The sequence below is a fragment of the Neisseria sp. RH3002v2f genome, assembly GCF_014596375.1.
Taxonomy (GTDB): domain Bacteria; phylum Pseudomonadota; class Gammaproteobacteria; order Burkholderiales; family Neisseriaceae; genus Neisseria; species Neisseria cinerea.
In genome coordinates this window covers 202,454-222,551 of sequence record NZ_MAYZ01000020.1, presented here as the reverse complement: position 1 = coordinate 222,551, position 20,098 = coordinate 202,454, and the positions used below count along the sequence as shown (strand labels likewise).

Below are 20,098 nucleotides of genomic sequence, written 5' to 3'. Positions count from 1 at the left end.
TAGGAGTAAATATGATCGCGAGATTAATCGATTTTTTATTGTGTCGTTTTGCCTCTTTTATTACAGGTGTTCGACCTCAAGCAGCGATAGCTGAACAATCTTCAGAAGGGCATCGTGTCTATTTTGCTAATCATAACAGCCATGGTGATTTCATCTTACTTTGGATTTCATTACCTTATGAAGTGAGAAAACAAACGCGTCCTGTTGCAGGCAAAGATTATTGGACGAAAGGTACAATTCGTCGTTTTCTAGCCAATAAAGTGTTTAATATGTTACTGATTGAGCGTAATAGCCAAGATCCACAAGCGGCAATACAACAAATGACGGAAGCATTGGAGAATGATTCGCTTATTCTTTTCCCTGAAGGAACTCGTAAAACGGATGATGATTTGCCTCTTCAACCCTTTAAAAGTGGTTTGTATTATCTAGCAAAAGAAAATCTTGATTGTGAATTTGTCCCAGTTTGGATTAGTAATATGAATAATGTTTTACCAAAAGGCTTTATTTTACCGATCCCGTTGTTATGTGATCTTTATGTCGGTGAACCATTAAAGATAGGGATAGATGAGACTAAAGGTGAATTTTTAACACGCGCTCAATCGGCATTATTAAGTTTAAACATCAGTGAAAAAGGCAAATCTTAGGAGTAAATGATGACAGAAATATGGCAACTCTTCGGTGGTTTATTTATCGCCTTAATTTTTGCTTCCACCGTGGGATATATTTTAAAACGCAGATCGGGCGTGGATACCCCTAATAGTGTCATTGATAATCTGAATGCACGCATCAATGCTTGGTGGGTGATGATTGGGATTATCTTTATTGCTAGCTTATTGGGTTTTTATGGCGTGATTGTGCTCTTTTTGATTATTTCATTTATGGGATTGCGTGAGTTTCTTTCTCTATTGAATATTCGTCGAGGCGATCATCTTGCACTCGCAGCCTGTTTTTATGTGATCTTGCCATTGCAATATTTTTTAGTCGCCATTGATTGGTTTAGTATGTTTACTATCTTCATTCCAGTATATGGCTTCTTATTTTTACCTATTCTTTCAGCATTACTGGGTGATCCTGCGAATTTCTTAGATCGTTCTACGAAAATTCAGTGGGCATTGATGATTAGTGTATTCTGTATTTCACATATTCCGGCTTTACTGACACTTGATATTTCAGGTTATGAAGGAAAAAATCTTCTATTAATGATTTTTTTAATCTTGGTAGTACAGTCTAGCGATGTGTTGCAATACGTTTGGGGTAAACTCTTCGGTAAACATAAAATTGCGCCAACCTTGTCCCCATCCAAAACGGTAGAAGGCTTTGTCGGTGGTGTATTAAGCGCAAGTTTATTAGGTATGCTACTTCATTGGATGACACCATTTAATGCATGGCAGGCGTTTTTAATGAGTATGTTAATTTGCCTAATGGGATTCTTAGGTGGACTCGTGATGTCAGCAATGAAACGCAGTATGGGAGTGAAAGACTGGGGGAATATGATCAGTGGTCATGGTGGCATTTTAGATCGTATGGATTCGCTTTGTTTCTCTGCGCCAATTTTCTTCCATGTTGTGCGTTATTTCTGGGCTTAGTCATAAATCATGAAATAAAAAAAGAGCGGTTAATTAACCGCTCTTTTTTATTATTGCTGATAAGTTTCCAAGAATCGTGCCAGTTTGCCAATTGCTTCTTCTAATTGGCCTGTATAAGGGAGTGTCACCACACGGAAGTGATCTGGTGAGTGCCAGTTAAAGCCTTTACCATGTACTAAAAGTACTTTCTCTTTACGTAATAAATCGAGCACAAATTTTTCATCACTATGGATGTTGAATTTTTTGATGTCGAGTTTCGGGAACATATACATTGCCCCCATTGGTTTTACGCAGCTAACACCAGGGATTTGAGTGAGCAACTCGTAGGCTTTATTACGTTGTTCAAGTAAACGACCACCAGGTTGAATAAATTCATTAATGCTTTGATAGCCACCTAATGCCGTTTGAATGGCGTGCTGCTAATAAGAAAAAAACATTATGCTCCTGATCGCTTATCAAATCTGACAAATCTATATTAAATATTTGGGCAATCTGATTAAGCTTTTCCAAATAAAGTTTGGTTTCGCCCCTCTCAATTTTGGCATAACCATTGTGGGACATGCCTAATTTTTCCGCCATTTCTTCCTGCGTCCAATTCTTTATTTCACGCATAATCCGGATTTTCCAATTCACATCCATGAATTGTTTCCCTATACGGTTAGTCCTACCCACAGCCGGGCATTTTTTTTGCTCCGACTGTTGCTAGTAAACCTGTCAGAACAATGACACAATTTTAACACTATCTGTCTAACTATCTTGGAGAAATTACTATGAACTTCATACAAAAAACTTTTGGCGGTCTATCTATTGCATATTACACACGTCATTTTATCTTTGGTCTGCTGATTTGTGGACTATTGCTCCTACCCACCGTCTCTGCAGGACAAGGTATTCCAAAAAACACTATTTTCCTAATCATTCTCTGCCAACCTATTTACCCCTATTCACGATTTGTTTATGAGAGCGTAATCAACTATATACTTGGTGAAAATACTTTCTTCGTCAATGCTATACTTCTATTATTGACCAAACTGTTTACCATGTTGTTATGTTGGTTCTTCGCACCCTTTATTGCACCGGTCGGTTTGGCATATCTGTACTTCTACCATTCCAAACAGGAAAAAGATATGCGTTCGTAAAACATTCTCCTATCTGCTGCCAATATGCAAAAACAAATTTCTCAAATACGATTTGGTTGATTTATCTTAAAAATGCCGTCTGAAACTTAGTTCAGACGGCATTTTTTACCCAAACACAAAACTCAATCGCCCATTGCCGCCAGAAGCTCGGCCTGATGTTCGGCAATCAGAGCGTTAGTGATTTCTTCCAAGTCGCCGTCCATCACAAAATCCAGCTTGTGCAGGGTAAGGTTGATGCGGTGGTCGGTTACGCGGCCTTGTGGGTAGTTGTAGGTGCGGATGCGTTCGCTGCGATCGCCGCTGCCGATGAGGGATTTGCGCTCGGCGGCTTCTTTGGCTTGGGCTTCACGTTTTTGCGCGTCGTTCAGGCGGGCGGCTAGGACTTTCATCGCCTGCGCCTTGTTGGCGTGTTGGCTGCGGCCGTCTTGGCATTCGACCACCATGCCTGTGGGCAGGTGGGTGATGCGGACGGCGGAGTCGGTTTTGTTGATGTGCTGACCACCCGCGCCGGATGCGCGGAAGGTGTCGATGCGCAGGTCAGCGGGGTTCAACTCGATGTCTTCCAGTTCGTCCGCTTCGGGCATGACGGCGACGGTGCAGGCGGAGGTGTGGATACGGCCTTGGCTTTCGGTGGCGGGGACGCGCTGCACACGGTGGCCGCCCGATTCGAATTTCAGACGGCTGTACGCACCGAGTCCGACAATACGGGCGATGACTTCTTTATAGCCGCCCAATTCGCTTTCGTTGGCGGAAACGATTTCAACCTGCCAGCGGTTACGCTCGGCGTAGCGGCTGTACATACGCAGCAAATCACCTGCAAACAGCGCGGCTTCGTCGCCACCGGTACCGGCGCGTACTTCGATAAAGATGTTTTTGTCGTCGTCGGCATCTTTGGGCAGCAGCAGTTTTTGCAGTTCGGTATCGAGCGTGTTGATTTTGGCTTTTGCCGCTTCGATTTCTTCGGTGGCAAAGTCTTTCATTTCTGGGTCGGACAGCATTTCTTCGGCATCCGCCAAGTCGCTTTGCGCCAGCTGATAGTTTTGGAAGACTTCGACGACGGGCGTCAATTCGGCGTGTTCGCGGGTGAGTTTGCGGTAATTGTCCATGTCGGACGTAGCTTCGGGCTGACCGAGCAAATGCGTGACTTCTTCCAGTCGGTCGCTGAGTTGTTGTAGTTTTTCTAAGATAGACGTCTTCATAATTCTTCCATAACAAACGCCGCCTGAATGTTCAGACGGCATCAACACTGGATTATTATAATAGGTTTTCCGGATATTCAAAAAGATAATCTTAGATGGATAACCTACCGTCCCAACAGGGCATCGGCATTGCGCTCCGTTACCTTGGCAATCTCTTCTACACAGGTTCCGCGGATTTCCGCAGCAATCTTTGCAATACCCGGAATATTGGCAGGCGTATTAATCTCCTTTTTCAGCATAAACGGGCTGTCGGTTTCCAAGACGAAATCGGTGTCATTCAAGGTTTTGAGGGTTTCGCGTATTTTGCGGGCGTTCGGGTTGAGCAACAACGAACCGATGCCGATTTTGAAATCCAGTTTCGTCAACACGCGCGCTTCTTCCGCGCTGCCTGAGAAGGCGTGAACGATGCCGCCTTGGGCAAAGCCTGTCTGTTTAACGGCGGCGGTGATGTCGGCGGTGGCTTTGAGATTATGGATAATCACGCGGCGGCGCAGGGTTTGTGCGATGGCAAGCTGGCGGCTGAAGACTTGGATTTGCCGTTCGCGCTGCCGCGGCGTTTGGGTTTTGTCGTAAAAATCCAAGCCGATTTCGCCGACCCATGCCGTCGAACGTGCTTTCAATGCTTGTTCCAAATGCCGGAAATCCGGTTCGGAAACGTCGTCTGAAAACCAAGGATGGATGCCGAGCGCGATATGGATGTTGCCCCAAAGCGGATTTTCGGACGCCCTTTGTGCCAAATCCTCCACGTCCTGCCAATCCTGCGGCCGAGTCGCGGGAACGATAAACTGCCCTACTCCAGCCTCCCGCGCTGCGGTCAAAATGTGCGGCAGGTTTTCGCGTAAGGCGGGATCGGCGAGATGGCAGTGGGTGTCGGTGAAGTTCATTTCGATTTCACAATAATTGCAGTCTTACCAACTCTTTTTTTACATCTTCCGCACCCCAGCCTTGCGATACGGCGAGGGTCATGAGCGCGGTGGCGGTTTCGAGGTTGCATTTGCCGCCGTTGATGATGCCTGAGTTGCGGAACGCATTGCCTTGCGCGTAAACGGCGGCAGTTCTGCCTTGTCGGACTTGGCTGATGTTGAGCAACAATTTGCCTTGCTGCGTAAAGTCTTGCACGGCGCGGATGAAACCTTCATCTGCGGGGGTGTTGCCGTGTCCGTAGCTTTGCAGGATAAGGGCGTGGGCGGGAAGCTGTCCGAGTCCGTCTGCAAGTTCTTTGACCGCAAAGCCGGGGATAAGCGTGCGGACGGCGATTTTTGCCTGTGGGTCGGGATAGCGGATTTTGAGGTCGTCTGAAACATCCACCGCGTCTTGGGACGGGATGCGGACATTGTGCCAGCCTTGTGTTTCATCCCATTCGGCGATGGCGCCGAAATGCGGATTGTCGAAGCCTGCGGCGGTTTCGGTGCTGACTTTGCTGCTGCCGACGGCGGGATACAGTTTACCGTCAAACGCGATAACGGTTTGTTTGAGCTTGAGGCTGAAGGCGGCAATGGCGGTGGAGAGGTTGCGCGGGGCATCGCTGTTTTCGGCGGCGTAAGGCCATTGGGAACCGGTCAGGACAATCGGCTTGCCCAAGCCTTGCAGGGCGAGCGCAAGGAGATTGGCGGTGTACGCCATGCTGTCCGTGCCGTGCAGTATCAGGATACCGTCGCATGAAGGGAGTTTGGCGGCAATGATGTCCAGCCAGTCGCGCCAGTGTTGCAGGGTGACGGAGGAGGAATCAATCAAGGGATTGCAGACGTGCCACTCGAAGTCGAGGACGTCTGAAAAAGGGGAAAGGGCTTGGCTGACCAGTGCAGTATCGGGGCGCAGGCCTTCGCTGCTTTGGGTCATGCCTATGGTGCCGCCTGTGTAGAGGACGAAGATTTTTTGTTTCATGGACATCATCGGGTCGTCTGAAAATAATGATGCGGCTTATTTAACTATATTTCAGGCTGGCTGGCAATTTGGCGGCACGGACGGTTTTCAGACGGCCTTCAAATGAAAAAGCACCCAAGGGCTGTCGATATTTGATTTTCCAGGTGGATTTTTATTCACAAAATAGGAGAGCCGCAACAAGCTTGAATCCCTTGTGAGGTTCCCAACACGGAAGATACCGCTTTGTGGATTAAAAAACACGGAAACTATTGAATATCGGCAACCTATTTAGATGCTTGATTTTATTGTTCGCTTTGCGCGGCTTTTTTGGCTGCCTTGGCGGCTTTGCGTTGCGCCCGCTTTTCTTTCAATTTGCTGCGGTAAAACTGGATACGTTGGCGTTTTTTCCACCAAATCCAAGCAACGACGGCCGCACCTATACCCAAGATAACGAAAATACCCGATTGCAGGCTGTGCATTTTCGCCATCAGCCAATCGATGTTGTGCGCACCGTATTCGCCCAGATAAATCCAAATAGGGACGGAAATCAGCGCGGCCAGTCCATCCATAATGATAAAACGCAAGTATGAAACCTTGCGGCTGATACCGGCTGTAACAAATACGGCCGTTCTCAAACCGGGCAGGAAACGGGCGACAAATAAGACCCAGTTACCGTATTTGTCGAATTTTTCCTGAACTTGCTCATAACGTTTCGGCGTCATGATACGCGCAATAGGTTTGAACCTTAGGATTTTCTGCCCCCAAATTCGTCCGGCGGCGAACATGATGCCGTCCCCAACCAATACGCCGAGCATACCGACTGCAAACATAATATGCGGATTGGTATAACCCATACCCGAAATCACGCCGCCTGTTACCAAGGTCAAATCCTCGGGAATCGGCACGCCGAAACCGCAAATGACCAATACAAAAAAAACAGCCGCATAACCGTATTCGACAAAAAAGGCTTCTAAAAAAGCAAACATGGCGGATATTCCATTGTCGGAGATAAAAAGTCAGAACAAACCGAAACATTTTCTACATGAAGCAGGCATTCTATCAAAGATTATGCCGTCTGAAAGCGGAAAAAAGGCAGATTCGCGCATCCTCCGCATGTTCAGACGGCATTTAAACAGAAAACCGGCCGGTTCTGAAAACGGTTTTTCCTGATTTTGCCTAAATGCTGCCGATGGCGGAAGCAATACGTTCCGCCCCTTCGCGCGCCCAATCGGCCTGTCGTGCCTCAACCATCACACGCACGACGGGTTCAGTTCCCGAAGCGCGCAACACAACCCTTCCTTTGCCTTCGAGTTCTTTTTCCACTTCGGCCAACACGTCTTTCGAAGCCTCCTGCCATTTCTGACCTTTTTGGATGCGCACGTTAATCATAGTTTGCGGATACGGCTGCCAGTCGGCGCAAACGGTGGCGAGATCTTGGTTCAGGATTTGCAGCGCCGCCAAAACTTGCAGCGCGGAAATAATGCCGTCGCCGGTGTTGTGTTTGTCCATGCACAAAATATGGCCGCTGGCTTCGCCACCGATGAGCCAGCCGCGTTGGTTCAGCTGTTCCAACACATAGCGGTCGCCGACTTTGGCGCGGCAGAAATCGACGCCCTGCTCTTTCAGGGCGATTTCCATCGCCATATTGGTCATGACCGTGCCGACCACGCCGCCGATGTTGATACCTTCTCGGGCGCGGGCTTTGGCGATGACGTAAATCAGGCTGTCACCGTCGTAAACCTTACCGTTTTTATCGACCATCATCAGGCGGTCGCCGTCGCCGTCTAAGGCGATGCCGTAGTCGGCTTCATGCTGTAAAACGGCGGCCTGGAGTGTCTTGGTATAAGTCGCACCGCATTTTTCGTTGATGTTGTAGCCGTTGGGTTCGTCGCCGATGCTGACGACCTGTGCGCCCAGTTCGTGAAACACCTTGGGTGCGACACCGTACCCCGCGCCGTTGGCGGTATCGATAACCAACTTCAAACCCCGAAGGTCGGAATGGCTGGGAAAGGTGGATTTGCAAAACTCGATATAGCGGTCGTCCGCACCGCTGATGCGGCGGGCGCGTCCGAGACGGGCGGACGGTTGGGTTTTCATTTCGCCGTCGATTTTGGCTTCGATTTCCAACTCGACTTCATCGGAAAGTTTCACGCCGCCTTCGGCGAAGAATTTGATGCCGTTGTCGGAATAGGCGTTGTGCGACGCGGAAATCATCACGCCGGCGGACAGGCGCAACGCGCGGGTCAGATAAGCCACGCCGGGCGTAGGCAGCGGACCGGTTTGGATAACGTTGACACCTGCGGCGGTAAAACCTGCCACCAAAGCGGCTTCCAGCATATAACCGGAAATACGCGTATCCTTGCCAATTAAAACGGTCGGTTTCTGGTCGGTGTCGTGCTGAACCAAAACCTGCCCCGCCGCATAGCCAAGTTTCAATACAAAATCGGGCGTAATCGGAAACTGCCCGACTTCGCCGCGCACGCCGTCCGTGCCGAAATATTTTTTTGCCATGTGTTGCTCCGAGAATATGAACCGTTGTCCGAGATTATACAGTCAGTTTATGCCTTGCTGTCTGCACCGTTGATGCCGTCTGAAGCCGCCCCGTCCTTTTCAGACGGCATGAAGTATGTGAACCGCTGTTTACAGATTGATGCCCAACGCTTCCCACACCTTCAACGCATCCGCTGTCGCCTTCACATCATGCACCCGCACGATTTGCGCGCCGCGCGCTACGGAAGCCAACGCTGCCGCCACGCTGCCGTGTACGCGTTCCGCCGCATTTGCCTCGCCGGTCAGCTCGCCTATCGTGCTTTTGCGCGATACGCCGATGAGCAGCGGAAAACCTGTTTCCGCCATCAATTCGGGCAAATGCCGCATCAGCGCGATATTGTGTTGCAAGGTTTTGCCGAAGCCGGAGCCGAAGCCGGGGTCGAGTATGATGCGTTGCGGTGCGATGCCTGCCGCGATACATTCCGCTGAGCGCGCTTTCAAATACCGCGCTACTTCACCGACAACATCTTGATATTTCGGATTAATCTGCATGGTTTTGGGCAAACCCTGCATGTGCATCAGGCAAATGCCCGTGTCCGCCTGACGCGCCAGCAATTCGACCGCGCCTTCATCGGTCAACGCCGCCACATCGTTAATAATATCGATGCCGCCGAGTGCCAACGCTTTTTCCATAACCACCGTGCGGCGCGTGTCCAAACTAACGGGAACGCCCCACCCCGCCACTTCTGCCAATACAGGCTCAACCCGCGCCCATTCTTCTTCAGGCGAAACATAATCCGCACCCAGCCGCGTCGATTCGCCGCCGATGTCGAGAATGTCCGCACCCTCTTTCAAAAGCCGTTCGGCATGCGCCAAAGCTGTTTGGGCGTTTTGCGAATACGCGCCGCCGTCGGAAAAAGAATCGGGCGTGAGATTCACGATACCCATGATTTTCGGTTTGTCCAAACCGATTTCAAACCGTCCTGCCTGCCAAACGCATCCGACCATATCCGTGCCTCCTGAATAAAAAGCAAATTATATGCCATCTGAACAAAACTTGTCCGTTTCAGACGGCATCGGTATTTCAAAAAAGTATCTTACAGAATCCGCCGCCGTATGAAACATACACTGCCCCTGCAAACGCGGCAACACCCGCGATACCTGATCCGGCGGTATGCCTGCTTATGGACATTACCCCTTTATACAAGATAATCCGCCCGCACAAAATAGGATTTCTACAAGCCGTGTTATACTGTGGCGTGTTTTACAGACTTTTCAGGCTATGGATTTATTATCGGTCTTCCACAAATACCGTCTGAAATATGCGGTAGCCGTGCTGACGATACTGCTTTTGGCAGCAATCGGGCTGCACGCTTCCGTATATCGCATCTTCACACCTGAAAACATCCGAAGCCACCTCCAACAAAGCATTGCCCATACGCACCGGAAAATCTCGTTTGATGCGGATATACAGCGCAGGCTTCTGCCCCGGCCGACCGTCATCCTGAAAAACCTGACCATTACCGAACCCGACAGCGACCGAACCGCTGTCTCCGTCAAAGAAACCAAAATCGGATTGAGCTGGAAAAATCTGTGGTCGGATCAGATACAGGTTGAAAAATGGGTGGTTTCGGGTGCGGAACTTACCCTGACGCGCGATGGGAAAGGCGTTTGGAACATCCAAGACCTGATCGACAACCCAAAACGCAAAGCCTCGGTAAACCGCATCATTATCGAAAACAGCACCGTCCGTCTCGACTTCCTGCAAGAGCGGTTTACCCTGAAGGAAGTCCGCCTCAACCTGCAATCCCCCGTTTCATCGGGACAACAGTTTGAAAGTTCGGGCATACTGACAAGCGAAAACCTGTCTGCCTCATGGAAAAGCAAAGGGCTTTTCATTTCAGACGGCATCAATCCGCCCGAAATCTCACCGTTCCATTTCGAAGCCGAGACCGCACTAAACGGGCACGGCATTACCGTTTCCACCACCGGCAACCCCACTATCCGTTTTAACGCCGGCGGACCGGATGCGGCCAACCTCAGCCTGCGTGCCGACACCGCCTTCCACAACCTCCACCTGACCGCCCAAATCCCTACGCTGGCACTCAGGAACAACAACATCAAAATTGAAACCGTCAACGGGACATTTACCGCTACCACCAACGACGGGAATTCCCAATGGGGCGGATCGTTCAAACTCGATAAGGCCAAACTTCACCCCAGTATCGGCAACATCGGTAACGCCGAAATCTCCGGCAACGTCAAAACACCCCGCCTTCAAACCAACTTTTCCCTCGGTTCACCATTGGTTTGGAGCCGGAATAACGGTCTGGAGGCACCGCGCCTGCATGTATCAACCCTTCAGGATACCGTCAACCGCCTGCCGCAACCCCGTTTCATCAGCCGGCTCGACGGTTCGATGTCCATAAAAAACCTTCATCAGTGGCATGCCGAATTCAACGGTTCGTTCGACCGCCAAACCGTTGCCGCGAAATTCAGATACACGCATGAAGACGCACCGCACCTGGAAGCCGCCGTCGCACTGCAAAAATTGAACCTGACCCCCTATCTTGACGACGTGCGACAACAAAACGGCAAAATATTTCCCGACACCCTCGGCAGGCTGTCCGGAGATATCGAAGCCCACCTTAAAATCGGCAATGTCCAACTTCCCGGCCTGCAACTGGACGATATGGAAACCTACCTCCACGCCGACAAAGGCCATATTGCGCTCAGCCGTTTCAAGTCAGGGCTTTACGGCGGCCATACCGAAGGCGGCATCAGCATCGCCAACACCCGTCCCGCCACTTACCGCCTGCAACAGAATGCAAGCAACATCCAAATCCAACCGCTGCTGCAAGACCTGTTCGGCTTCCACAGCTTCAGCGGCAACGGCGATGCGGTCATCGACCTGACCGCGAGCGGCGAAACCCGAAAAGAGCTTATCCGCTCGCTTCAAGGCAGCCTGTCGCTGAATATTTCCAACGGCGCATGGCACGGTATCGACATGGACAATATCCTGAAAAACGGCATTTCGGGCAAAACTGCCGACAATGCCGTACCCAGCACACCCTTCCACCGATTCACGCTCAACAGCGAAATTTCAGACGGCATCAGCCGCCACATCGATACCGAACTCTTCTCCGATAGCCTCTATGTTACCAGCAACGGCTATACCAATCTGGATACGCAGGAATTGTCTGAAGATGTCCTTATCCGCAACGCCGTCCATCCGAAAAACAAACCGATTCCCCTGAAAATCACCGGTACGGTGGACAAGCCGTCCATTACCGTCGATTACGGCAGGCTGACCGGCGGCATCAATTCGCGCAAAGAGAAACAGAAAATCCTCGAAGATACCCTGCTGGAACAATGGCAGTGGCTCAAACCTAAAGAACCGTAAATACCCTGCGTACAAAAATGCCGTCTGAAACACCCCCGCGCTTCAGACGGCATTACCGTAAAACCTACAACCCCAATTCCCCCCAAATCTCATCAATCTTAGCCGTAACCGCAGGGTCTTTTTTGATTACTCGTCCCCATTCGCGGTCGGTTTCACCCGGCCATTTGTTGGTCGCATCCAAACCCATTTTGCCGCCGAGTCCGCTGACGGGGCTGGCGAAGTCGAGATAATCGATGGGCGTGTTTTCTACCAAAACAGTGTCGCGTACGGGGTCCATGCGCGTGGTTACCGCCCAGATGACTTCTTTCCAGTCGCGTACGTTCACATCATCATCAACCACGATGATGAATTTGGTGTACATAAACTGTCGCAGGAACGACCAGCAGCCCATCATCACGCGCTTGGCATGGCCGGCGTATTGTTTTTTCATGCTAACCACCGCCATGCGGTAGGAACAGCCTTCGGGCGGCAAGTAGAAATCGGTGATTTCGGGGAACTGCTTTTGCAAGAGCGGTACGAACACTTCGTTCAACGCCACGCCCAAAACGGCAGGCTCATCAGGCGGTTTGCCCGTGTAGGTGGAATGGTAAATCGGATTTTCACGCATGGTAATGCGTTCGACCGTAAATACAGGGAAATGGTCCTGCTCGTTGTAATAGCCCGTGTGGTCACCGTATGGACCTTCCAACGCGGTCTCGTTTGGATGGATGACGCCTTCCAACACGATTTCTGCACGGGCAGGCACTTGCAAATCGTTGCCGATACATTTCACCAGCTCCGTCCGTGAACCGCGCAGCAGTCCGGCAAACTGGTATTCGCTCAAGGTATCGGGAATGGGTGTTACCGCGCCCAAAATGGTGGCAGGGTCGCAGCCGAGCACGACGGCGACAGGATAGGGCGTATCGGGATTGAGTTTACGAAATTCCTGATAATCCAGCGCGCCGCCGCGATGCGACAGCCAGCGCATAATCAGCTTGTTTTTGCCGATGAGTTGCTGGCGGTAAATGCCGAGATTTTGGCGTTTTTTGTGCGGACCGCGCGTTACGGTCAAGCCCCACGTTACCAGCGGCGCAATGTCTTCCGGCCAGCAATGCTGAATCGGGAGTTTATACAAATCAACGTCTTCACCTTCCCACACGATTTCCTGACACGGAGCGTTTTTCACCACGTTCGGCGCCATGCTCCAAATATCTTTCAGTAATGGCAGTTTGGAAAACGCGTCTTTAATGCCTTTGGGCGGTTCGGGTTCTTTCAGATACGCCAGCGTCTGCCCGATTTCGCGCAGCTTGGACACGCTGTTTGCACCCATGCCCATCGCCACACGTTCGGGCGTACCGAACAGGTTTGCCAACACGGGATAATCGTAACGCGTACCATCGGGCTTAATCGGGTGTTCAAACAACAACGCTGGCCCTTCGGCACGCAGCACGCGGTCGGCGATTTCGGTCATTTCCAAATGCGGGGAAACGGGATGCGCGACGCGCTTGAGTTTGCCCTGCTGCTCGAGCATGGCGATGAAGTCACGTAGGTCTTTGTATTTCATGTTGATCCTCATTTGAGGCCGTCTGAAAACCGAATTTTGGACTTCAGACGGCCTGAATCATAGATTGCAATATAGCTTCAGGGCATTCGTTGTTTTCGGCAAAAAAACAATATTCATCATATGGGTTGTGGATACCGAACTTCCAGCCCTTGTAACCGAAATCTATCCACGTTTCGCCCGTAACCCAATCCGATACGAAGTCGGTAAGCATTCCGCCGAAATGGACAATTTTCCGCAGCAGGCTCGACGGCGGGCAGGTTTGCGGCAGTTGCAGGAACAGGCGGGAGCCGTTGTGCATGGTTTCGTTCAATAGAGGGCGGTTTGTCATTTGGTCCTTAATAGTCTGCCCCGGATGCCGCCTCTATCCTTGCCTGCGCTTCGGCATATTCTATGCCGTTATAAAAGTCGTGTACCAGCGGATGTTCGCCGCTTTGATGAAGTTGCAGCAGGGGACGTCGGTTGTCGGACTGGGTAACGACATTGCAGTGCAGACCGAAGGTGTCGGTTTCATAAGGGGGCAGCCAGTTGCATATCATGCCGAAATAAACGACGTTTTCCGGATTGTCGTGAAAGTGGCTTTGATAGTCGTTAAAACTCTTTTCGCTGACAGATACCCACACCCCGTATTCCAGCGTTTCCTCATGCCCGATAATCGGAATAAGCAGCACCGCGCGGATAAAACGGTCGGTTTGGTCGGGATAGCAGATGATGCAGAAATCAGAATCGCATTCTGCTTGATAAGCAATGCGTTCTTCTTCACTGAGTTGATTATAGGGATCGGGAATGGCAAAACCGATTGCCGGCATATCTTCATGTTTTTCACCGCAGGAAGTGCAAGTGTGCATAAGGTTTCAGACTTTCAAAACAAGTTTGCGGTAAAGCCATTCGCCGGCAAACAATATCCCCATCAATACATAAGCAATCACGCCGGTATAAACCGCCCACCAATCGTATCGCCCCAACCAGGCCAACAAAGCGGCAAGCGTCCCGTTGATTATAAAAAATACGCACCAAACCTGCGTTACCCAGCGGGTATAGCGCACGGCTTGCCCGGGGAGTTCCGGCTGTTGCAAACGCGCGAGCCTTTCTATGACCGTCTGTTTGGCAAACAGGCTTCCCCCGAACACCGCCAACATCATCAAATTAACGAGGACAGGATACCAATACATTGAATCACGCCGCCCGAACACCAATACTGAGGCAAAAAACAGTGTAATAAACAAAGCCGTATAACGCTGTTGGGGAAATTTGACAGTCAGAGCGCGCAGAAGCCACAACCCGCACATCGACGCCGCCAGCCAGACAAACCACCCTGCCTCCCTGCCGTAATACCACAAAGCGGGATAGGCAATACTCGATACGGTCAGAAAAATATGTCCGAAAAAACCGGGTCTCATTTTGAATCCGCACGAACGTTTTCAGACGGCATCCGATAAAACATGCCGTCTGAAAAATAATTAGAAATACCCGATTAGCCAGCCTGAATCTTCAATACCGCCTGTACCACGTCGTTGACGGTGCGGACATTGCGGAAATCTTCAGCCTGCAGCTTGCGGCCGGTTTCACGCTTGATACGGTCAATCAGGTCGATGGCATCGATGCTATCGATTTCCAAATCTTCGTAAAGATTGGTATCGGGCGTAATCCGTTCCGGTTCGATTTCAAACAACTCGGTCAGGGTGTCCCGCAACAACCGGTAGATTTCTTGTTCGGTCATATGTTTCATCCTTATGCTTGACGGTTTTTGACAAAGGCGGCGAGTGTTTTGACATTGGCAAAATGTTCGCGCAAGTTGTCCTGCTCACCGTCCAGGCGGAAACCAAAATGTTTTTGTACCGCCAAGCCTAATTCCAGCGCATCGACGGAATCCAAGCCCAACCCTCCGTCGCCGAACAGCGCATCTTCGCTGCCGATGTCGGCGGCGGTTATATCCTCCAAAGCCAAACTGTCGATAATCAGTTGCTTGATTTGGGCTTCCAAGTCGTTCATATGGTTTTCCTTGTAAAATAATCTTGCAGATATTCATTCAGCCGCCGAGCCGCAATCGGCAACGGTTTTTCGGCGAGCCAATCTTGAGGGAGGATGTCGTCTCCGACCGTAATTTCATACCGTATCCGTTTCGAAGGAATTCGGTACCACGGCTGTCCTTTTTTAAAATTAGGCGGATTCATTTTGATACATACAGGCGTAATCACTTCGGCATACCGCAGTCCCAAAGAAACCGCGCCCCGGTTCATCTTGACCCGTCCGTCCCACCCCGTTCTCGTTCCTTCAGGGAACACCAGCAGGCTCTGCCCGCTATCAAAAACCGCCTTTACTGTTTCCAGCATTGCTTCCGACTCTTCGTTCGGAATATAGCCCGCACCTTTAATCTGGCTGCTCATTGCCGGATTGTGCTGCAAATCTTTCTTCACAATGCAATTCATTTCGGGCACATGACTGACAAGCAGCACCACATCCAACAGAGACGGATGGTTTGCCAAAATCAACTGTCCCGGTCGGTTGAGTTTTTCAATACCCTTGAACTCTACATCCAACACACCCGACCATTTCAGATAAGCGACAAACAAACGCCAAGATGTTCCGATAATCCGGCGCGCCGCCAATTGGCGGGCGACAGACCTCGAAGTGCCATTCAAAGTATAAGGCAGCAAAACCAATTTCAGCATTACACCGCCGACACCAAAAATCACAAACCCGAACAAAGTCGCCAAAAAACGGCGGCAATAATCCAATTTATCCATTCCGCTGCCACAACCATTCACGATTGCGATATACCCGGCGACATTCCTGATTGCCATTCAGTAAAAAACGCACCCATTCCAAACCGCTCCAATATGCCTCGGACAGCATACCGGTTTCAGACGGCATATCGTCCGAAGCAGACAAAGTCAGGCTGTAACGCGTCCCTTTGGTCAGAACCATCGCCAAAGCATAAGCAAACGGCGCGCGCGTTGCCGATACGGCATATCCTTCTGGCAGCGGATCGTCCGCCACCAAAACCAAAACCGACCCGAATCCCTCTTCCAACAGGGACACCGCTTCTGCCAAAGCCGTCTCCACACCATCGGCACACACGGCCAATGCCGTCTGCTCACTCATATCCTGCCTCAATATCGACCATTGCCCCGCCGTCGCATTGTGCACCGACAAACCGAACGAAGTCGGTGAAACGGTTTGCGATTTCAACAGTTCCAACCACAAATCGAAACTACGCGCCATTTCCCCATCGTGCGAGGCATAAACTACCGGACTACCGGGATAAGCGGAGGCAATGTCCCAAGCCGCATCACATACCAAACGCGCCGCCTTACTCAAACGGCGGCGCTGCATAGCGGGCAGGAACGGCAATTCCGGCTTGACATCTGGCAAACCGTCGACGAAACCCGGACATTCCGCCCACTGCCTCCACTGGGCCATATTGCACATTTTGCTACCTGAAACTCGCCATGCGGAGATGTCGAAGCGAAACCGGCAAATGATAGACGGCATGGTTTCTTTCAAAAATTTACACTATGCCACATTCTAACCAAAGCCTATCTGCCTGACAATGCCGAAAGCCAAACACATTGCCGCCCCTTTTTCCTGACAGGCGCCATCTCCGTAGCAGACAGCCACATTAGCCTGAATTTACATTTATCACTATAATGCCGATATTTGTGTGCCGCCCTACCGCAACAGATGAATACACTGCCAGAATGCCCGATTACCGACACAGCCTCCCTGCTGCCGCACAGCGGACGCATGGTTCTGATAGACCGTATTAACCGATACGGCGATTATTTTGTCGAAGCAGTGACGCAGATAAGGTCCGACCACATCCTTTTGGTCGACGGCATGCTGCCCTACACGGCATTTATCGAACTGATGGCACAGGCTGTCGGTGCATATGCCGGCATCCAAGCCCGAAAAAACGTACAACCGGTCCGGCTCGGATTCCTGCTCGGCACGCGCAAACTTGAAATTTTTACCCAATCCGTCCCTGTCGGAACACATTTGCTGGCAACAGCGCATATGTCTATTCAAGACGTCGGGGGTATGGGTGTGTTCGACTGCGAACTGCGTTGGACGGACGCACCGGAAACTTTGTCCGAAACACTCCCTTCAGACGGCATTTTGGCACGCGCCTCATTGAACGTGTACAGTCCCGAACACCCTGCCGAAACAACTTAATGCCGTCTGAACAGGCACACACATACGGAGAACAACCATGACCGAAACCGTCCTGATTACCGGCTCAAACAGAGGCATAGGCAAAGCTGTCGCACTCGGTTTGGCAGAAGACGGCTTTGATATCGTCGTCCATTGCCGCAGCCGCCGCGATGAAGCCGAAGCCGTAGCGGAAGAAATCCGCGCTTTGGGCAGACAGGCAAGGGTGTTGCAGTTTGACGTGTCTGACCGCGCAGCCTGCCGCGATATTTTGACTGCCGACATCGAAGCAAACGGCGCGTATTACGGCGTAGTGTTAAACGCCGGACTGACGCGCGACAATGCCTTCCCCGCGTTTTCAGACGACGATTGGGATTTGGTGCTGCGAACTAATTTGGACGGTTTTTATAATGTATTGCACCCGTTGACCATGCCGATGATACGCCGCCGCAAAGCCGGGCGGATTGTGTGCATGGCGTCGGTGTCCGGTTTGACGGGCAACCGCGGTCAGGTCAATTACAGCGCGTCCAAAGCGGGCTTGATCGGCGCGGCGAAAGCCTTGGCGGTCGAACTGGCGAAACGCAAAATCACCGTCAACTGCGTAGCGCCGGGTTTGATCGATACAGACATTGTCGATGAAAATGTACCCGTCGAAGAAATTTTGAAAGCCGTCCCCGCAGCGCGTATGGGACTACCGGAAGAAGTAGCGCATGCGGTGCGCTTCCTGATGGATGAAAAAGCAGCGTATATTACGCGCCAAGTGATTGCGGTGAACGGAGGTTTGTGTTGAATACCAGAAGAGTCGTAGTAACAGGCATAGGCGGCATTACCGCCTTCGGTCGTGACTGGCACAGCATTCAGACGGCATTCAAAGCCGAAAAAAACGCCGTCAAATATATGGATTGGCACGAACGTTTCCCCGAATTGGAAGCGCAACTGGGTGCGCCGATTGAAAATTACGCGCCGCCGAAACATTGGACGCGCAAACAGCTCAGAAGTATGGGGCGCGTGTCGTACCTGTGCGTCGATGCGGCGGAGCAGGCTTTGACGGATGCCGGTTTGCTCGGGGACGAAAGCATTACCGACGGACGGATGGGCGTTGCCTGCGGCTCTTCCAGCGGCAGCACCAAAGACATCGGAGATGTGGGCGAATTATTGCTGACCGGCACGTCGCACAACTTCAGTGCCAACACCTATGTACGCATGATGCCGCATACGACCGCCGCCAATATTGGCATCTTTTTCGGATTGAAAGGACGCATCATCCCGACATCAAGTGCGTGTTCGTCCGGCAGCCAAGGCATAGGTTATGCCTACGAAGCCATCAAATACAGTCTGACCGATATGATGTTGGCGGGCGGAGGCGAAGAATTTTGTCCGTCCGAAGTTTATGTTTTCGACTCGCTTTATGCCGCCAGCCGCCGCAACGGAGAACCGGAAGAAACCCCGCGCCCATACGACGCGAACCGCGACGGCCTGGTCATCGGCGAAGGTGCAGGGATTTTTGTGCTGGAAGAGTTGGAACACGCCAAACGGCGCGGTGCGAAAATTTACGCCGAACTCGTCGGCTACGGCGCCAACAGCGACGGCAGCCACGTTACCCAGCCGCAAAAAGAAACCATGCAGAAATGTATGGAACTTGCACTGCAAGATGCAGGTATTACGCCCGATAAAATCGGCTATGTAAACGGGCACGGCACAGCAACCGAAAAAGGCGATATCGCCGAAACGCTGGCGACTGAAGCTGTATTCGGGTTTGTGCCCATCAGTTCGCAAAAAAGCTATTTGGGACACACGCTCGGAGCGTGCGGCGCTCTGGAGGCGTGGTTCTCGATTGAAATGATGAACGGCGGCTGGTTTGCACCGACACTGAACTTGAACGACATTGATCCGCGCTGCGGCAAGGTGGACTATATTTTAAGCGGCGGACGTGAAATCCAAACCGATTACGTGATGAGCAACAATTTTGCCTTCGGCGGCGTGAATACCTCGCTGGTGTTCAAACGTTGGAAGAACGGATAAAACAGGCGGCATTGACGGCAAGCTGCCGTATGGCAACGGTAAAATGACGCTTTACGGGTTTATTTGCCGCCTATGCGCTCGATCCGTACAAGCTCCCGATAAGACTCCATTCCGCAATATTGCCACTCCAATTCGGCAGCTCCGCGCCACACGCAGGCGATAACCATACTGCCGCACCAGACGGCGCTGACCGCGTGCCAGCCGGCTTCACTGCCCGCACGCAAGCCGTAAACCGAGGAACCGTCTGTCCGATAACCGACTTTTGCCATATCTTGCGGAAAATCCAAACCGCAGGCTTTAAGCAGAGCCTCCTTGATACACCACAAACGGTAAAATGTTTCCCCGTCCCAGCCGGAACGTCCCAACAGGATTTGCTCCTCAGGTGAACAAACCCACTCGGAGAGCGCGCAGAAATCACGCGGGCGGACAGCCTCGATATCGACACCGCAAACCATGTCGCCATCACACACCAAAACTGCCGCGTACCCGTTGCTGTGCGAAAGCGACCGTACCTTGCCTCCTTGTTGCTTTAAAAACCGGCTGACCTGCCAATCCGTCCGTCCTGCCAATTTCGGCGCATGCAGCAAACGCGCCCTGTCCTCATCATCCAGACAGGATTCCCGATAAGCGGTGGCGGCCGACTCATCGGCAAGGCGGCACTGCAATACTGCTTTTTTATCCGGCACGACACCCTCCGTTCTGCC

The 20,098-nt window shown here is 51.3% G+C and carries 22 protein-coding genes and 1 pseudogene; 6 read left to right on the top strand and 17 right to left on the bottom strand.

Features of this window, described 5'->3' with window-relative positions; genetic code table 11:
• The first annotated feature begins 11 nt into the window (after window positions 1-11).
• Window positions 12-644, top strand: coding sequence for a lysophospholipid acyltransferase family protein (locus tag BBW69_RS05015; RefSeq protein WP_188210610.1), 633 nt, complete (start codon window positions 12-14; stop codon window positions 642-644).
• A 6-nt stretch (window positions 645-650) separates the two neighbouring features.
• Window positions 651-1,586 carry a phosphatidate cytidylyltransferase gene (locus BBW69_RS05010; protein ID WP_065243853.1) on the top strand — a complete coding sequence of 312 codons (936 nt, stop codon included), beginning with the start codon at window positions 651-653 and terminating at the stop codon, window positions 1,584-1,586.
• Window positions 1,587-1,636: 50 nt separating this feature from the next.
• Here BBW69_RS05010 and BBW69_RS05005 read toward each other — a convergent pair.
• The 8 genes and pseudogenes from BBW69_RS05005 to folP all read right to left on the bottom strand — a co-directional run.
• Window positions 1,637-2,005: pseudogene (locus BBW69_RS05005) on the bottom strand (aminotransferase class I/II-fold pyridoxal phosphate-dependent enzyme); the annotation flags it as partial.
• Entirely contained in the window at window positions 1,962-2,165 is a 204-nt protein-coding gene (locus tag BBW69_RS10070; protein WP_370628314.1) for a helix-turn-helix domain-containing protein, read from the bottom strand. The gene BBW69_RS10070 and the pseudogene BBW69_RS05005, both read right to left, overlap by 44 nt.
• Before the next feature lie 682 nt (window positions 2,166-2,847).
• Window positions 2,848-3,924, bottom strand: coding sequence for a peptide chain release factor 1 (prfA, locus tag BBW69_RS04995; RefSeq protein WP_188210608.1), 1,077 nt, complete (start codon window positions 3,922-3,924; stop codon window positions 2,848-2,850).
• A 104-nt stretch (window positions 3,925-4,028) separates the two neighbouring features.
• Window positions 4,029-4,808 (bottom strand): TatD family hydrolase, encoded by a 780-nt coding sequence (locus tag BBW69_RS04990; RefSeq protein WP_188210607.1) that lies wholly within the window; start codon window positions 4,806-4,808, stop codon window positions 4,029-4,031.
• 7 nt (window positions 4,809-4,815) lie between these two features.
• Window positions 4,816-5,808 (bottom strand): asparaginase, encoded by a 993-nt coding sequence (locus BBW69_RS04985; RefSeq protein ID WP_188210606.1) that lies wholly within the window; start codon window positions 5,806-5,808, stop codon window positions 4,816-4,818.
• 281 nt (window positions 5,809-6,089) lie between these two features.
• A complete protein-coding gene (locus tag BBW69_RS04980) occupies window positions 6,090-6,773 on the bottom strand; it encodes a DedA family protein (protein WP_107860264.1) in 684 nt (227 codons plus the stop codon).
• 190 nt (window positions 6,774-6,963) lie between these two features.
• Window positions 6,964-8,298, bottom strand: a complete 1,335-nt coding sequence (gene glmM, locus BBW69_RS04975) for a phosphoglucosamine mutase (protein WP_188210605.1) — start codon at window positions 8,296-8,298, stop codon at window positions 6,964-6,966.
• Between the two features lie 129 nt (window positions 8,299-8,427).
• Window positions 8,428-9,285 carry a dihydropteroate synthase gene (gene folP, locus BBW69_RS04970; RefSeq protein ID WP_118783461.1) on the bottom strand — a complete coding sequence of 286 codons (858 nt, stop codon included), beginning with the start codon at window positions 9,283-9,285 and terminating at the stop codon, window positions 8,428-8,430.
• Window positions 9,286-9,559: 274 nt separating this feature from the next.
• Here folP and BBW69_RS04965 point away from each other — a divergent pair, with 274 nt between their 5' ends.
• Window positions 9,560-11,680: an AsmA family protein gene (locus tag BBW69_RS04965; protein WP_188210604.1), complete on the top strand. Its 2,121-nt coding sequence runs from the start codon at window positions 9,560-9,562 to the stop codon at window positions 11,678-11,680.
• 64 nt (window positions 11,681-11,744) lie between these two features.
• Here BBW69_RS04965 and ubiD read toward each other — a convergent pair whose 3' ends face one another.
• The 8 genes from ubiD to BBW69_RS04925 all read right to left on the bottom strand — a co-directional run bounded on the left by ubiD (window position 11,745) and on the right by BBW69_RS04925 (window position 16,715).
• Window positions 11,745-13,223, bottom strand: coding sequence for a 4-hydroxy-3-polyprenylbenzoate decarboxylase (gene ubiD, locus BBW69_RS04960; RefSeq protein WP_188210603.1), 1,479 nt, complete (start codon window positions 13,221-13,223; stop codon window positions 11,745-11,747).
• A 43-nt stretch (window positions 13,224-13,266) separates the two neighbouring features.
• Window positions 13,267-13,551: a hypothetical protein gene (locus tag BBW69_RS04955; protein ID WP_111727271.1), complete on the bottom strand. Its 285-nt coding sequence runs from the start codon at window positions 13,549-13,551 to the stop codon at window positions 13,267-13,269.
• A 7-nt stretch (window positions 13,552-13,558) separates the two neighbouring features.
• Window positions 13,559-14,068 (bottom strand): DUF2199 domain-containing protein, encoded by a 510-nt coding sequence (locus BBW69_RS04950; RefSeq protein ID WP_111727272.1) that lies wholly within the window; start codon window positions 14,066-14,068, stop codon window positions 13,559-13,561.
• Between the two features lie 6 nt (window positions 14,069-14,074).
• Window positions 14,075-14,620, bottom strand: coding sequence for a hypothetical protein (locus tag BBW69_RS04945; RefSeq protein ID WP_188210602.1), 546 nt, complete (start codon window positions 14,618-14,620; stop codon window positions 14,075-14,077).
• A gap of 74 nt (window positions 14,621-14,694) precedes the next feature.
• The gene (locus tag BBW69_RS04940) at window positions 14,695-14,940 is read right to left on the bottom strand and encodes an acyl carrier protein (RefSeq protein ID WP_002222119.1); all 246 of its coding nucleotides are present in this window, start codon (window positions 14,938-14,940) and stop codon (window positions 14,695-14,697) included.
• 11 nt (window positions 14,941-14,951) lie between these two features.
• Window positions 14,952-15,212 (bottom strand): phosphopantetheine-binding protein, encoded by a 261-nt coding sequence (locus BBW69_RS04935; RefSeq protein ID WP_003677788.1) that lies wholly within the window; start codon window positions 15,210-15,212, stop codon window positions 14,952-14,954.
• Window positions 15,209-15,967, bottom strand: coding sequence for a 1-acyl-sn-glycerol-3-phosphate acyltransferase (locus tag BBW69_RS04930; protein ID WP_188210601.1), 759 nt, complete (start codon window positions 15,965-15,967; stop codon window positions 15,209-15,211). The genes BBW69_RS04935 and BBW69_RS04930 overlap by 4 nt, the downstream gene beginning before the upstream one ends.
• On the bottom strand, window positions 15,960-16,715 hold the full coding sequence (locus tag BBW69_RS04925) for a beta-ketoacyl synthase chain length factor (protein WP_188210600.1): 756 nt from the start codon (window positions 16,713-16,715) through the stop codon (window positions 15,960-15,962). Before BBW69_RS04925 ends, BBW69_RS04930 begins: the two co-directional genes overlap by 8 nt.
• Before the next feature lie 189 nt (window positions 16,716-16,904).
• Here BBW69_RS04925 and BBW69_RS04920 point away from each other — a divergent pair, with 189 nt between their 5' ends.
• Genes BBW69_RS04920 through BBW69_RS04910 form a run of 3 tightly spaced genes read left to right on the top strand, consistent with a single transcriptional unit; the run spans window position 16,905 to window position 19,394 of the window.
• Entirely contained in the window at window positions 16,905-17,396 is a 492-nt protein-coding gene (locus BBW69_RS04920) for a thioester dehydrase (protein ID WP_188210599.1), read from the top strand.
• Window positions 17,397-17,433: 37 nt separating this feature from the next.
• Entirely contained in the window at window positions 17,434-18,162 is a 729-nt protein-coding gene (fabG, locus tag BBW69_RS04915; protein ID WP_003677799.1) for a 3-oxoacyl-ACP reductase FabG, read from the top strand.
• Window positions 18,156-19,394 (top strand): beta-ketoacyl-ACP synthase, encoded by a 1,239-nt coding sequence (locus BBW69_RS04910; RefSeq protein WP_188210598.1) that lies wholly within the window; start codon window positions 18,156-18,158, stop codon window positions 19,392-19,394. Before fabG ends, BBW69_RS04910 begins: the two co-directional genes overlap by 7 nt.
• 59 nt (window positions 19,395-19,453) lie before the next feature.
• Here the strand turns inward: BBW69_RS04910 and BBW69_RS04905 are convergent, their stop codons facing one another.
• On the bottom strand, window positions 19,454-20,080 hold the full coding sequence (locus BBW69_RS04905; RefSeq protein ID WP_188210597.1) for a 4'-phosphopantetheinyl transferase superfamily protein: 627 nt from the start codon (window positions 20,078-20,080) through the stop codon (window positions 19,454-19,456).
• Window positions 20,081-20,098: the final 18 nt, after the last annotated feature.

Bases quoted from the DNA above. Each gene is read 5' to 3' on its own strand.
- BBW69_RS05015 (WP_188210610.1), top strand. From the start codon at position 12: ATGATCGCGAGATTAATCGATTTTTTATTGTGTCGTTTTGCCTCTTTT.
- BBW69_RS05010 (WP_065243853.1), top strand. From the start codon at position 651: ATGATGACAGAAATATGGCAACTCTTCGGTGGTTTATTTATCGCCTTA.
- BBW69_RS10070 (WP_370628314.1), bottom strand. From the start codon at position 2,165: ATGGCGGAAAAATTAGGCATGTCCCACAATGGTTATGCCAAAATTGAG.
- prfA (WP_188210608.1), bottom strand. From the start codon at position 3,924: ATGAAGACGTCTATCTTAGAAAAACTACAACAACTCAGCGACCGACTG.
- BBW69_RS04990 (WP_188210607.1), bottom strand. From the start codon at position 4,808: ATGAACTTCACCGACACCCACTGCCATCTCGCCGATCCCGCCTTACGC.
- BBW69_RS04985 (WP_188210606.1), bottom strand. From the start codon at position 5,808: ATGAAACAAAAAATCTTCGTCCTCTACACAGGCGGCACCATAGGCATG.
- BBW69_RS04980 (WP_107860264.1), bottom strand. From the start codon at position 6,773: ATGTTTGCTTTTTTAGAAGCCTTTTTTGTCGAATACGGTTATGCGGCT.
- glmM (WP_188210605.1), bottom strand. From the start codon at position 8,298: ATGGCAAAAAAATATTTCGGCACGGACGGCGTGCGCGGCGAAGTCGGG.
- folP (WP_118783461.1), bottom strand. From the start codon at position 9,285: ATGGTCGGATGCGTTTGGCAGGCAGGACGGTTTGAAATCGGTTTGGAC.
- BBW69_RS04965 (WP_188210604.1), top strand. From the start codon at position 9,560: ATGGATTTATTATCGGTCTTCCACAAATACCGTCTGAAATATGCGGTA.
- ubiD (WP_188210603.1), bottom strand. From the start codon at position 13,223: ATGAAATACAAAGACCTACGTGACTTCATCGCCATGCTCGAGCAGCAG.
- BBW69_RS04955 (WP_111727271.1), bottom strand. From the start codon at position 13,551: ATGACAAACCGCCCTCTATTGAACGAAACCATGCACAACGGCTCCCGC.
- BBW69_RS04950 (WP_111727272.1), bottom strand. From the start codon at position 14,068: ATGCACACTTGCACTTCCTGCGGTGAAAAACATGAAGATATGCCGGCA.
- BBW69_RS04945 (WP_188210602.1), bottom strand. From the start codon at position 14,620: ATGAGACCCGGTTTTTTCGGACATATTTTTCTGACCGTATCGAGTATT.
- BBW69_RS04940 (WP_002222119.1), bottom strand. From the start codon at position 14,940: ATGACCGAACAAGAAATCTACCGGTTGTTGCGGGACACCCTGACCGAG.
- BBW69_RS04935 (WP_003677788.1), bottom strand. From the start codon at position 15,212: ATGAACGACTTGGAAGCCCAAATCAAGCAACTGATTATCGACAGTTTG.
- BBW69_RS04930 (WP_188210601.1), bottom strand. From the start codon at position 15,967: ATGGATAAATTGGATTATTGCCGCCGTTTTTTGGCGACTTTGTTCGGG.
- BBW69_RS04925 (WP_188210600.1), bottom strand. From the start codon at position 16,715: ATGCCGTCTATCATTTGCCGGTTTCGCTTCGACATCTCCGCATGGCGA.
- BBW69_RS04920 (WP_188210599.1), top strand. From the start codon at position 16,905: ATGAATACACTGCCAGAATGCCCGATTACCGACACAGCCTCCCTGCTG.
- fabG (WP_003677799.1), top strand. From the start codon at position 17,434: ATGACCGAAACCGTCCTGATTACCGGCTCAAACAGAGGCATAGGCAAA.